Below are 12422 nucleotides of genomic sequence, written 5' to 3'. Positions count from 1 at the left end.
AGGGTACGCTCAGGCCAGGAAGGGGTGAGCGTCGCTGTAGCGATTGAACGCTTCAGGCAGAAAGGGGGATAGCTGTGAGAAGTGACAGTGGCGACAAGTGGTCGTTTACCTGCCAGCGAACTGGCTCAACGTCAGCAGCGCCAGTATCCAGTACCGCGCACCCTTGGCCAGGGTCACGATCAGCAAAAAACGCCACAACGGCTCGCGCATCACCCCGGCCACCAGCGTCAATGGGTCGCCAATGATCGGCACCCAACTGAGCAGCAACGACCAATGACCCCAGCGTTGATAGTGGGTGCGGGCCTTCTCCAGGTGTTTCGGGCTGACCGGAAACCAGCGCCGGTCCTTGAAGCGCTCAACCGAGCGTCCCAGCAGCCAATTGACCAGCGAACCCAATACGTTGCCAAGCGTTGCAACCGCAAGCAGCAGCCACAGGCTGTAATGCCCGCTGATCAACAGCCCCACCAGCACCGCCTCCGACTGCATCGGCAACAGCGTGGCGGCGCCGAAGGCGGCGAAAAACAGTCCCAGGTAACCGGCAAGCATCAATCAGCGTGCCGGGTAGTCAGCCACTACTACGTCCTTACCTTCACGGGTCAGGCCGATGACTTGATAGGCATCACTGCTACCGTCCATCTCCATGCCCGGCGAGCCGATGGGCATGCCCGGTGCCGCAATACCCAGCAAGTCATCACGCTTGCGCAAGGCGAGCACTTGGTCGGCAGGCACATGGCCTTCGACAAACTTGCCGTCGATCACGCCGGTGTGGCACGACGCCAGGCGCGGCGCCACGCCCAGGCGTTGCTTGACCTCACTCATGTTGGGTTCCACATGGTCATTGACCTTGAACCCGTTGCTTTCCAGGTGGGCAATCCACTTCTTGCAGCAACCGCAGTTGGCATCGCGGTGCACATCAATCGGGATCAACTCGGCGGCCTGGGCCAAGGGGCTCATAAGCAGGGCCGACAGTGCGGCCAGTCGCAGGGTGGTTTTCATCATCATCTCGTCAGATAAAGGGCAACAGGCGGCCATTCTCCGTGCTTTTTACAAAAGGATTTCCCAGGAGTGTTACGAGGTTTTACGAAAAACCGACAGCACCAGAATAACGGCCTGGTGCTGTCGGAAAACTGAGGGGGGGATGACGGTTTTGTCAGGTAATCGAGGATTCCAGGCGCTGCTTGAGCTGATCAAGGGCCTGATTGGACAGCGCAACCATGCGCTCATGCAAGGTGGTCAGTTGCAGTTCGGTTTCATAGGTCAGGATGCGCTTGAACAGTGTGCCGCTGCCCTGTGTTTGCAGCAGATAGTGGATACAACCGTCGACGGCCAACGAAGTGAACGCCGTCTTGAACTCCCGCGGTCGCTGCGCAACCTGCACGCGATAGCTCATGGGTACCCGCACGCCCAGCAGGTCGATGGTTTCGGTAAAACGGTGCCCGGTGGGTAATGAACCGGTGATACCGGTGTCGGCGCCCAAGGAAGTCGGATGCCATTCATGCCAGCGATCCGGTTGGGTGACATAGTCGTAAACAGTTTCGATAGGGGCCTGGATATAGCGTTCCTGACTGATCCGCTCCAGGCGGATCGGGTGCTCAACTGCGTGCATGACACACCTCCTGTGTGGCGAGACTAAGCACTTTGAGCTGTCAGAATAGTCCGGCTCCCGCACATTGCACGGGAGTCGGCAGGCTATTTTTCAACGCACCTTGAAGCGTCCCATCAATGCAATAACCCGGCCATTTGCATCCAGCAGGCTCTGGGTGTTGTGTTCCGTGGCGTGGCCGCTTTGCACCAGCTCTTCGACCATATGGCGGATGTGCACCATGCTGCGGTTGATTTCCTCGGTCACCGCGCTTTGCTGCTCGGCGGCAGTGGCGATCTGGGTGCTGAGGTTGTTGATATGGCTGACGGAACCGGCCATCTCATCCAGGCCCGTGTTCACCCGTGCGGTCGCGTCAGCTGCGGACTGGCAGCTGGCCTGGGTGGCTTCCATGGCGGTCACCGAAGAGCTCACCCCGGTGGTCAGGCGTGCGAGCATTTCGTTGATCTGCGAGGTGCTGGCCTGGGTGCGGGCGGCGAGGGCGCGCACTTCGTCGGCGACCACCGCAAACCCCCGGCCTTGTTCGCCGGCCCGGGCGGCTTCGATGGCGGCATTGAGGGCCAGCAGGTTGGTCTGGCCGGCAATGGCGCCGATCACCCCAAGGGTTTCGGTAATGCGCGCGGCGTCCTGGCGCATGTTTTCCACGGTGTGGGTGGCACTGGAGACCTCGCCGATCAACGCGCTGACGCTGCGGGAGGCTTCACCCACCACCACCCGCGAACGGTCGGCGTGCTCGTTGGCGCGCTGGGTGAACGCGGCGGTTTCGGCCGCATTCTCGGCCACGGTGTCGGCGGTGGAGCTCATCTCGGTGATGGCGGTGACGGTCTGGTCGGTTTCCGAGGCATGGCGCACCAGGATCTGGTTGGTCTGGGCCGACGTCTGCTGCAACTGTGCGAGGCTCGACGACATGGCGCCGGTGGCCTCGGTCACTTCGCCGATCATGTTTTGCAGGTAGACGATAAAGCGGTTTACCGAATGCCCGATCGCCCCCAGTTCGTCCTCGGCGCGGATGGTGATGCGCCGGGTGAGGTCGGCATCGCCGTTGGACAGCGCGTCGATATTGGTCTTCAGCGCGGTCATCCGGTGCACCAACTGGCGGATGGCATACACCTGCAGCAGCACCAGCAGCAGGATCATCGGGATTTGCAGCATCGCCAGGGTGCCTAAAACGTCATCACGCTGGGCGGTGATCAGCGAGGTCGGCAGTGCGGTGGCGAGGAACCAGGGCGTACCTTCGATCGGGCGCATGAAGAACGTGCTGGCCACGCCCTGATTGTCGAACTCGCTGCGCTGCAGGGATTGGTCGCGATGGGCCAGGCCGGCGCTGACCTGGGCCGCAAATGCGGAAGTGCCGGTCAGTTCGCTGATGTTCTTCAACACCACCGGGCCGCTGATGCGCGTGCTGTTGCTGATGATCTTGCCGTCGCCTTCGACGATCAGCATTTCGGCGCCGAGGTCTTTTTCCTTGCTGGCCACCAGGTCGTTGAAGAACCCCAGGGTCACGTCGATGGTGGCGACGCCGTACGCCGCGCCGTCACGCTGGATCGCCATCGCGCAGTTGGTGCGAGGCTCCTGGCTGGCGTCATCCTTGTAGGCTGCCGCCCAGGCGCACTGGCCACGGGGTGAGGCGAGCCCGCCCTTGTACCAGCTCTGGTCGTAATAATTGGGGGCCGCGTCGCTGTTCCAGAACGTATTGACCGCCAGCTTGCCCGAGGCATCGCGGTGCCAGAAGGTGCTGTGCTTGTTACGCCCCGGCGTGCGCTGGTTAGGCAGGGGCCAGATGCCGCCGCCGAACACTTTCAATTCGCCGTACTGGTCCACCAGGCCTGGCAGCACCTTGTCGATGGCGTCGCTGTCCAGCAGCGGGATGGTTTGGGTGATGGTGCGTTGCTGGGCCTGGACCTTGTTCAACTCGCCCTGGATCTGCCCGGCCACTTCGGCAATGCGATTGAGCACCACCTGTTCTTCGGTGTGGCGCAGCGTGGGCGCCACCAACTGTCCGATGCCCACGACCGTCAATACGAATAACAACAGGACGAACAGCACCAGGAACAGGGTGTAACGGGCTTGGATAGAGCGCAATGAGGGCATGGGGTCGTCCTTACGAAGCGTTTATTGTGCGACGCGGCTTTGTTAGAGCTTCGAAGGGCTATCGGCTTGGGACGGGGGAGCTTTAGGTACCATGGTGCAAGAAAGTTGCACGGCATGCGTTGAATGATCGGAGCTGGCACGCCAGCCCCGATCCAGACCGGCAGGATTATTTATCCAGCATCTGCATGACTTCTTCCGGGTAACGCAACCCGGCTGTTGCATTGGCCGGGAAGATCGCCTCCAGGGCCGCCAGTTCGGTCGGGCTCAGCTTGACCTCCAGTGCGGCGACATTCTCTTCGAGGTACTTGCGTTGCTTGGTGCCGGGGATCGGGATCAGGTAATCCCCTTGCGCCAGCACCCACGCTAACGCCAGTTGCCCGGCGGTCACGCCCTTGTCGGCGGCCAGTGCCTGCACTTGTTCCACCAGCAACAGGTTCTTCGCAAAGTTATCACCCTGGAAACGCGGGCTGAAGCGGCGGTAGTCATCCGCCGCAAAATCGTCCGGGCTTTTCAGGGCGCCGGTCAGGAAGCCTCGGCCCAGCGGGCTATAAGGCACAAACGCAATGCCCAGGCGCTGGCAGGCGGCGAGGCAGCCGTTGTCTTCCTGGTCGCGGCTCCATAGGGAATATTCGCTTTGCAGGGCGCTGATGGGGTGCACGTTGTGGGCGCGCTCCAGGGTGGCGGCCGAAGCTTCACTCAAGCCCAGGTAACGCACCTTGCCTTGCTTGACCAGTTCAGCCATGGCGCCGACGGTTTCCTCAATCGCCACTTCCGGGTCGATGCGGTGCTGGTAATACAGGTCGAGGGTTTCTACGCCAAGGCGTTTCAAGGTGCCGTCGATGGCGCTGCGGATGTACTCTGGCCGGCCATTCACGCCACGCAACGCCGGGTTCGACGGGTCGCGCACGATGCCAAACTTGCTGGCGAGAAACACCTGATCGCGCTTGCCGGCGATGGCCTTGCCGATCAGCGCTTCGTTGGTGTGGGGGCCGTACATGTCGGCGGTGTCCAGCAGGTTGATCCCCAGCTCCAGGGCGCGGTGCAGGGTATATATGGCTTCGGTGGTGTCGGTGCCGGTGGTGTAGAAATCGGTCATGCCCATGCAGCCGAGGCCGATGGCGGAAACCTGGGGACCGTTTTTGCCGAGTTGACGAGTGTGCATGGGTCCAGCTCCTGTGTAGGGAAGGGCGCCATTGTTGCCCTCGACAAAAGCGGGATAAACCGGATAAAACCACTATCACTATTATGAAATTCTAAACAATCCCTGAAGGAAGCCCGCCCGTGGACCGTTTTAATGCGATGCGTGTGTTCGTGCGGATTGTCGAATTGGGCGGCTTTGCCAAGGCGGCCGACAGCCTGCAACTGCCGCGCGCCTCGGTAACGATCCTGATCAAGCAACTGGAAGCGCACCTGGGCGTGCAGTTGTTGCAGCGCACCACGCGCCAGGTCAGCCCGACCCTCGACGGCGCCGCCTACTATCAGCGTTGTGTGAGCCTGCTGGCCGACCTTGAGGAAACCGAGGCGGTGTTCTCCACCAGCCGCCGCAACCCGCGCGGTACGTTGCGCATTGATATGCCGTCGGGGATCGGCCGGTTCCTGGTGATTCCGGCGCTGCCGGAGTTCACCGCGCGCTACCCGCAGATCGACCTGGAAATCGGCCTTAACGACCGCCCGGTAGACCTCATCCGCGAAGGTGTGGACTGCGTGTTGCGCGGTGGCCTGGCGCTGGACGAGTCACTGGTGGCGCGGCCGCTGGCAATGATGGACCAGGTGACCTGCGCCAGTCCCGGCTACGTGCAGCAGTTCGGCATGCCGTCGACACTGGATGATTTGACCGGCCATCTGGTGGTCGAATATTTCTCCAGCACCAGCGGCAAGCGCTATGGCCTGGAGTTCCAGATGGGCAATGACATACGGTTGGTGGACTTGCCCAAGCAAGTCGCAGTGAACAGCGCCGACGGCTACCTGGCGGCCTGTGAAGCGGGTTATGGCTTGGTGCAGACGCCTTACTATCACGCCGTTCGCCAGCTGGAAGCGGGCACGTTGGTGGAGGTGTTGGCGGACCTGCAACCGCCGAAGTTGCCATTGACCGCGCTGTACCCGCCGCACCGCCAGTTGTCACAACGGGTGCGGGTCTTTGTCGATTGGCTGGTGGAGCTTTGCGCCCGACCGGACAACGGGTTGCAGCGTCAGCCTTGAGCCTTGCGATAGGCACCGGGCTGAAACCCGGTGACTTTGTGGAAGGCCCGGGTAAAGGCCGCCACCGACTGATAGCCCACGGCCAGGGCTACGTCGGCCACGGTCTGGTCCTGCTTGAACAATTGGCAGGCGTGGCGCACGCGCATCATCAGCAGCACTTGCCCCGGCGACTGGCCGCACAGCTCATTGAAGCGCTTGAAGAACGCCGAGCGCGACAAGCCGGTGCAGGCCGCCATGCTTTCCAGGGTCCAGGGATCGGCGGGGCGGGCGATCAACTGCTCCAGCAGGCCGGCAAATGCCGGTTGCCGGGCCAGCGCCGCGAGGCCGCCGAGTTCGGTGTTGTCCAGCACCTGTTGGCGCAGCACATACAGAAACAGCAGGTGGCAAAGGCGCTCCAGCAGCGCGGGCGAGGGCGCCGGTGTGCGCTCGCATTCCTGCAGGATCAGTTCGAACAGGTTACGCGCGGCGGTCAACGAAGGGTCGCCGGCCCGCAGGATGATCCAGGCGGGCAGGCTGTCGACGATCATCGCCGACAACCCGGACTGGAAATGAAAGAACCCGCACACCAGGCCCACACCATCGCTCGCCTGGCTGTCCAGCGCCACCATCGGTTGGCGCGGGCATTCCTGGGCGCCGGCGGCGGTGCCATCGCTGGACAAGCGGTACGCCAGGTCCCGCAGCAGGAAAACCGCGTCGCCATTGTTCAGCGGGTAGGGCGTCAAGTCGCCGTCGATGTGCATCCAGCATTGGCCTTGCACCACCAGATGAAAACTCGCGCTGGCCAAACCGTGGGTGCTGGCGTGCCAGTCGCCGCAGTAGCGCCCGACGTGAAACAGGCTGGTGTTGAGTTCAAGGCTATCTAATAACCAATCGACAAGCGCACTGGACGAATTCATCTAACGGAAAGACTCTAGAGCAAGTAATCGCTACTTTAGACTATTGAGCGGATTTTTTATAACCAACAGACTTGGTACACGAATCCATGAGGAGACCACTCCATGTCCCGCGTACCGATGCTAACCCTGGAAACCGCTCCTGAGGCGGCCAAGCCCTTTCTGGAAAATGCCCTGAAGGGTTCCGGGTTCATCCCCAATCTGCTGGCGGTGCTGGCCAATGCCCCGGCGGCACTGGAAACCTACATCACCGTGTCCGGCCTGAACGCCAAGTCTGACCTGAGCCTGGCCGACCGTGAGGTGGTGCAGCTGATTGCCGCCACCACCCACGGTTGCGATTTCTGCGTCGCCGGGCACACTGCCGTAGCGCGCAACAAGGCCAAGCTGCCGGAAGACGTGATCGACGCCCTGCGCCAGCGTGGTGAACTGCCCAACGCGCGTTATGAGACACTCGCCGAGTTCACCCGGGAAGTGATCGCCACCCGCGGTGATGTCAGCGATGCCGGCTTTGCCGCGTTCCGTGAGGCGGGCTACACCGACGGTAATGCGCTGGAAGTTATCCTGGGGGTGAGCCTGGCCACCCTGTGCAATTTCGCCAACGTGTTTGCCCGCACCCCGCTGAACCCGGAGCTGGCGCAATACCGTTGGGAAAAACCGGCAAGCTGAAGGCGCGCAAGCGTTCGCGATGGTAAACATGCTGTAACAAGGAGAAACATGAATGCTTGACCCAATCTTGAGCCGTTGGCTCGATGTTCAAGCGCAGGCCCTGGATGTGGGCAGTTGCGATCCGCAGGAAGTGCTGCCACGGCTGGCAGAGGCCAATGTATTACGTATCGGTGTGCCCAAGGACCTCGGCGGCCTGGGCGGCGATGTCACCGGCGCGGTGGAAGCCATCGCCGATGTGGCCAGCCATTCCCTGGCCTCGGCGTTTGTGTGCTGGGGCCAACGCTCGTTTATCGAATATCTGCTGCAAAGCCCTAACCAGCGGCTGCGTGAGCAATTGCTGCCGGACCTGCTGAGCGGCAAGCTGGCCGGGGCGACCGGGCTGTCCAACGCGATGAAGTTTTTGTCTGGTATCGAGACGCTGCAAATCAGCGCCGAGCCGACGGATGACGGCTGGAACCTCAATGGCCGGCTGCACTGGGTGACCAACCTGCGCAAGAACGGGTTTGTGGTGGCGGCGGCCATCGAGCATGCCCAGGGCGGCGCGCCGTTTATCCTGGCGATTCCGGATTCAGTGAGTGGCCTGCAACGCTCCCGCGACCTGGAGCTGTTGGGCCTGCAATCGAGCAACACCGCAGCCCTTGGCTTTGAAGCCGTGGAACTGAGCCGCGACTGGCTGCTGCACGAGGACGCACGCAAGTTCCTGCCGGCCGTACGCCCGGCGTTTCTCGGTTTGCAATGCGGCATGTCCATCGGCCTGGCCCGGCGTTCGCTGGCCGAGGTGGCCAATCACTTGGGCTCCAGCCGCACCGTATTGCGCGAAGAACTGGAAGTGCTGCGTACCTCGCTGGAACAGGCAGTCAACGACCTCAAGAAAGGCCTGCTGAGTGGCCGCTTCGGTACTGAGCCGGTGCCATTGTTCCGCCTGCGCATTGCCCTCGCCGAAATTGCCGCCAGCGCGGTTCAACTTGAACTGCAAGCCAGCGGCGGCAAGGCCTACCTGACCGCCCACGGCAGCGGCTTTGCCCGGCGCTGGCGCGAGTCAGCATTTGTGCCGATCGTGACCCCGAGCCTGGTGCAGTTGCGCACCGAGTTGAACCGTCAGGCCAATCTATGAGCCAGGCGGTATTGCACGCCCAGGGGATTTGCCTGGGGTACGCGGGCAATTCGGTGCTGGAAGGTTTTGACCTGCAACTGCAGCCGGGTGAGGTGGTGTCGATCCTCGGCCCCAGCGGCGTTGGCAAGTCCAGCCTGCTGCGGGTGCTGGCCGGTTTGCAGGCGCCCCAGGGCGGCAGCATCAGCCTGCTGGGCGAGCCGCTGGACGGCCCGCATCCGCGAGTGGCGGTGGCATTCCAGGACCCCAGCCTGCTGCCATGGCTGAGCCTGGAAAAGAACGTGGCCTTCGGCCTGGACTTCGCCCGCCAACCGCACCTCAGCCCTGAAGAGCGACGCAGCCGGATCGACCACGCGATCCACGCCGTGGGCCTTGAACACGCTCGCCAGCAATTCCCGGCGGCGCTGTCCGGCGGCATGGCCCAGCGCACCGCGTTGGCCCGCTGCCTGGCCCGCCAGCCGCAGGTGTTGCTGCTGGACGAACCCTTCGGCGCCCTGGATGAAGTGACCCGTGCCGACATGCAGCACTTGCTGCTCAAGGTCAATCGCGAGCAAGGCTCGGCGGCGGTGCTGATCACCCATGACATCGACGAAGCGCTGCTGCTGTCCGACCGGATTCTGCTACTGGGTAACCGCCCGGCGCGGACCCTCGGCGAATGGCGCATCGACCTGCCGCAACCGCGGGAAGAACAGGTGGAAGCCATCGGCATCCTGCGCATCGAGATTCTCAAAACCCTACGGCAGGCGAGCCGCACTAACCCCCAACCCAATGAACTGCTGGAGCCTTGCCATGTGTCTGGATGACCTCACTCACTCGCGCCGTGACTTTCTCAAACTCTCGGCCGTGCTCAGTGCCGCCGGGGCCTTGCCACTGCTCAGCAGCTTGCAGGCCCGAGCGGCCAGTGAGCCGGACGCACCGGTGCGCATCGGCTACCTGCCGATCACCGACGCCACGCCGCTGCTGGTGGCCCACAACAATGGCCTGTTCGAAGCCGAAGGCATCAAGGCCGAGCGCCCGGTGCTGTTGCGCAGTTGGGCCCAGGTGATCGAGGCGTTTATCTCGGGACAGGTCAACGTGATTCACCTGCTGTCGCCGATGACCGTGTGGGCCCGTTATGGCAGCAAGGTGCCGGCCAAGGTCGTGGCCTGGAACCACGTGGGCGGCTCGGGCTTGACCGTGTCCCCGGGGATTACCGACGTGAAGCAACTGGGCGGCAAGTCGGTGGCGATTCCGTTCTGGTACTCGATCCACAATGTGGTGGTGCAGCAGCTGTTCCGCGACAACGGCCTGACCCCGGTGGCCCGCGCCGCCGGCAGCGCGATTGCCGCCAACGAGGTCAACCTGATCGTATTGCCGCCCTCGGACATGCCGCCAGCCCTGGCCAGCAAGCGCATCGACGGCTACATCGTCGCCGAGCCGTTCAACGCCCTGGCGGAAAACCTCAATGTGGGTCGTGTGCAGCGCTTTACCGGCGATGTGTGGCGCAACCACGCCTGCTGCGTGGTGTTCATGCACGAGCACGACCTGACCAACCGCCCGGAATGGTCGCAGAAGGTGGTGAATGCCATCGTCAAGGCCCAGGTCTGGACCCGCGACAACCGCGAAGAAGCGGTGAAGCTGCTGTCCAAGGACGGCGAGAACCGCTACACCCCGCACGCCGAACCGGTGCTGCGCAAAGTCCTGGCGCCGGCTGCCAGCGACCGGGCGGCGTACCTCGCCGACGGCGCGATCCAGCACGCCAACTGGGACGAACACCGCATCGACTTCCAACCGTACCCATTCCCGAGCTACACCGAAGAACTGGTACGCCGCCTGAAAGACACGCTGATCGAGGGCGACAAGAAATTCCTCGCCGACCTCGACCCTGCCTTCGTCGCCAAAGACCTGGTGGATGACCGCTTCGTGCGTAACGCCATCGCGGCAGTCGGCGGCATGAAGACCTTCGGCCTGCCGGAAGGCTTCGAGCGAAACGAGGAGATTGGCGTTTGAACCACGGCAAAACCTTGGCGTTGCCGGGCTGGCTGCTCGGCTTGAGCGGGCTGGCTGGCTTGTTGTTGCTCTGGTGGCTGGGAGTGAAGGTGTTTGGCAGTGCAGACGGTTTGTCTGCGCGGTTTTCGCTGTCGGCGACCTTCGCCAGCCTGTGGGAATTGTTGGGGCGCAGCGAGCTGTACCTGAACATTGCGGTGAGCCTCAAGCGGATTTTCGTCGGGCTGTTCCTGGCGTTGCTGATTGGCGTGCCGTTGGGCTTGCTGGTGGGCAGTTCGCGCAAGCTGGAGGCGGCGACCACGCCGGCCTTCCAGTTTCTGCGGATGATCTCGCCGCTGTCGTGGATGCCCATCGTGGTGATGTTGATGGGGGTGGGCGACCAGCCGATCTACTTCCTGCTGGCGTTCGCGGCGGTGTGGCCGATTCTGCTTAATACGGCGGCGGGCGTGCGTCAGCTTGACCCGCGCTGGCTGCAACTGAGCAAAAGCCTGAGCGCCACGCGCTGGGAAACCTTGCGCCGGGTGATTATTCCCGGGGTAATGGGGCATGTGCTGACGGGTGTGCGCCTGGCCATCGGCATTCTGTGGATCGTGCTGGTGCCGTGCGAGATGCTCGGGGTGAGTGCCGGGCTGGGTTATTACATCCTCGACACCCGCGACCGGCTGGCTTACTCGGAGCTGATGGCGATGGTGCTGCTGATCGGCCTGTTGGGGTTTGCCCTGGACGCGTTTGCGCGGTGGTTGCATCAGCGTTGGGTGCATGGTGCAAACAGTTAGGCCTGGCCTTTCACAACAAACCCGACGAGATGTCGGGTTTGTTGTTTATGCGGCGCGATCAGCGATGGTAATACCCAGGTCCGCCTTCGCTGTAGCGATGGTCGTGCCAACCGCCACCGCCGTGGGGGAATATGATGCAGCCACTCATGCTCAGCATGATCAGCAAGGGAATCAGCAGTGTGATTCGACGAAGCATTTCAAAATCCTCTAGGGTGCTCACAGGTTCAATCAGGCGTTGTGCAAGCCAAAGTTTTTCATCGCCTGTAACATGAGACCCCGCCGACCCCAGTCCATCCCCGGCAATGGGTATGTGCTTGGTGTGGCCGTCGATACAAAGTGGATACAATTTTTCAGCTTCAGGAACCCGTCATGACCCAAAAGCAACGTCTGAAATATTCGATTCTGATTTCCCTGGTGGTGCTGGGGACGATGTTTGGCCTGTCCTACCTGCAGACCAACGGGGTCATCAGCGAGAAAACGTTCCAGTACATCGCCATTGCCGTGGCGGTGACCGTGGTGGTGATCAACGGTGTGATGCGCCGCAAGGTCAAGCCTAACCTGTAAGTCAGGCCCGGCCCTCCAGGACTTTGGCAGCCTGCTCGTGCAGGCTGTAGCTCTTGTCGGCGTTCAGGGTGATCACGCCTTCGGTGCACAGGCGCTTGAGCACCTCGCGCACGCTGAGAAACGACAGCGGGATGCCCAGCTCCAGCAAATGGCTGTGCACGCCCCGCACGCCGAGGGTGCGCTGGTTGTCGGCGGCGGTCAGCAGGGCGTCGATGACTTTCAGCCGGATCAGGCTGGTGCGCAAGCCAAAACATTTGAGCAAATGACGAATGCGCTGGTTGCCGTGTTCCGGCGCCTTGCCGAACGCCTGGTTGCCGGAGCCAAACGCGCCGTCATGCATGGATGAGTGTCCTTCCGTGGGCAGTTGCGGGTTGTACATGCAAAAACTCCTTATCAGAGCCTGATCAGGAAAATGATGGTGCTCTTACCTAATAAGACGTACGAGCAGCCGAAATCATGAAGTGCAGGATGTAGAAATTTTGTCGGTAACATCCTGGAGACATAAATACCGTTGGCTCACGCCGTGGATCTTCTAA

Annotated in this window: 15 protein-coding genes; 7 read left to right on the top strand and 8 right to left on the bottom strand. The window is 62.2% G+C overall.

Annotated elements, in window-relative coordinates; translation table 11 throughout:
* Positions 1–105: 105 nt before the first annotated feature.
* From M2400_RS27255 to M2400_RS27235, 5 genes are all read right to left on the bottom strand, one after another.
* Positions 106–546 carry a YqaA family protein gene (locus M2400_RS27255; protein WP_259199012.1) on the bottom strand — a complete coding sequence of 147 codons (441 nt, stop codon included), beginning with the start codon at positions 544–546 and terminating at the stop codon, positions 106–108.
* 3 nt (positions 547–549) lie between these two features.
* A complete protein-coding gene (locus M2400_RS27250; RefSeq protein WP_259199013.1) occupies positions 550–996 on the bottom strand; it encodes a DUF411 domain-containing protein in 447 nt (148 codons plus the stop codon).
* A 154-nt stretch (positions 997–1150) separates the two neighbouring features.
* A complete protein-coding gene (locus tag M2400_RS27245) occupies positions 1151–1606 on the bottom strand; it encodes an SRPBCC family protein (protein ID WP_177076451.1) in 456 nt (151 codons plus the stop codon).
* A gap of 90 nt (positions 1607–1696) precedes the next feature.
* The gene (locus M2400_RS27240) at positions 1697–3691 is read right to left on the bottom strand and encodes a methyl-accepting chemotaxis protein (protein ID WP_259199014.1); all 1995 of its coding nucleotides are present in this window, start codon (positions 3689–3691) and stop codon (positions 1697–1699) included.
* A 166-nt stretch (positions 3692–3857) separates the two neighbouring features.
* Positions 3858–4853: an aldo/keto reductase gene (locus tag M2400_RS27235; RefSeq protein ID WP_259199015.1), complete on the bottom strand. Its 996-nt coding sequence runs from the start codon at positions 4851–4853 to the stop codon at positions 3858–3860.
* A gap of 119 nt (positions 4854–4972) precedes the next feature.
* On the opposite strand from M2400_RS27235, the gene M2400_RS27230 reads away from it, so the two are divergent.
* Positions 4973–5890: a LysR family transcriptional regulator gene (locus tag M2400_RS27230; protein WP_177114661.1), complete on the top strand. Its 918-nt coding sequence runs from the start codon at positions 4973–4975 to the stop codon at positions 5888–5890.
* On the opposite strand, the gene M2400_RS27225 is transcribed toward M2400_RS27230, so the two are convergent.
* Positions 5881–6786 carry an AraC family transcriptional regulator gene (locus tag M2400_RS27225; protein WP_177114663.1) on the bottom strand — a complete coding sequence of 302 codons (906 nt, stop codon included), beginning with the start codon at positions 6784–6786 and terminating at the stop codon, positions 5881–5883. The two genes, M2400_RS27230 and M2400_RS27225, sit on opposite strands and share 10 nt — an antisense overlap.
* Before the next feature lie 102 nt (positions 6787–6888).
* Between M2400_RS27225 and M2400_RS27220 the strand changes: the two genes are divergently transcribed.
* Genes M2400_RS27220 through M2400_RS27200 form a run of 5 tightly spaced genes read left to right on the top strand, consistent with a single transcriptional unit; the run spans position 6889 to position 11322 of the window.
* Positions 6889–7449 (top strand): carboxymuconolactone decarboxylase family protein, encoded by a 561-nt coding sequence (locus tag M2400_RS27220; RefSeq protein ID WP_177041770.1) that lies wholly within the window; start codon positions 6889–6891, stop codon positions 7447–7449.
* Positions 7450–7501: 52 nt separating this feature from the next.
* The gene (locus tag M2400_RS27215; RefSeq protein WP_177041772.1) at positions 7502–8563 is read left to right on the top strand and encodes an acyl-CoA dehydrogenase family protein; all 1062 of its coding nucleotides are present in this window, start codon (positions 7502–7504) and stop codon (positions 8561–8563) included.
* On the top strand, positions 8560–9363 hold the full coding sequence (locus M2400_RS27210) for an ABC transporter ATP-binding protein (RefSeq protein ID WP_177041773.1): 804 nt from the start codon (positions 8560–8562) through the stop codon (positions 9361–9363). The genes M2400_RS27215 and M2400_RS27210 overlap by 4 nt, the downstream gene beginning before the upstream one ends.
* The gene (locus M2400_RS27205) at positions 9350–10549 is read left to right on the top strand and encodes an ABC transporter substrate-binding protein (RefSeq protein ID WP_010171568.1); all 1200 of its coding nucleotides are present in this window, start codon (positions 9350–9352) and stop codon (positions 10547–10549) included. The genes M2400_RS27210 and M2400_RS27205 overlap by 14 nt, the downstream gene beginning before the upstream one ends.
* A 14-nt stretch (positions 10550–10563) precedes the next feature.
* Positions 10564–11322: an ABC transporter permease gene (locus M2400_RS27200; RefSeq protein ID WP_177041958.1), complete on the top strand. Its 759-nt coding sequence runs from the start codon at positions 10564–10566 to the stop codon at positions 11320–11322.
* Between the two features lie 58 nt (positions 11323–11380).
* On the opposite strand, the gene M2400_RS27195 is transcribed toward M2400_RS27200, so the two are convergent.
* On the bottom strand, positions 11381–11518 hold the full coding sequence (locus M2400_RS27195) for a hypothetical protein (protein WP_003207572.1): 138 nt from the start codon (positions 11516–11518) through the stop codon (positions 11381–11383).
* A 173-nt stretch (positions 11519–11691) separates the two neighbouring features.
* On the opposite strand from M2400_RS27195, the gene M2400_RS27190 reads away from it, so the two are divergent.
* Entirely contained in the window at positions 11692–11886 is a 195-nt protein-coding gene (locus M2400_RS27190) for a hypothetical protein (protein ID WP_177041777.1), read from the top strand.
* A 1-nt stretch (position 11887) separates the two neighbouring features.
* On the opposite strand, the gene M2400_RS27185 is transcribed toward M2400_RS27190, so the two are convergent.
* Positions 11888–12265 carry a fe2+ zn2+ uptake regulation protein gene (locus M2400_RS27185; RefSeq protein WP_177129007.1) on the bottom strand — a complete coding sequence of 126 codons (378 nt, stop codon included), beginning with the start codon at positions 12263–12265 and terminating at the stop codon, positions 11888–11890.
* Positions 12266–12422: the final 157 nt, after the last annotated feature.

Origin of the sequence: Pseudomonas sp. BIGb0558 (assembly GCF_024807515.1) — a bacterium.
In the GTDB taxonomy this organism is placed as follows: domain Bacteria; phylum Pseudomonadota; class Gammaproteobacteria; order Pseudomonadales; family Pseudomonadaceae; genus Aquipseudomonas; species Aquipseudomonas yamanorum_A.
This window is presented reverse-complemented; position numbering and strand designations above follow the sequence as displayed.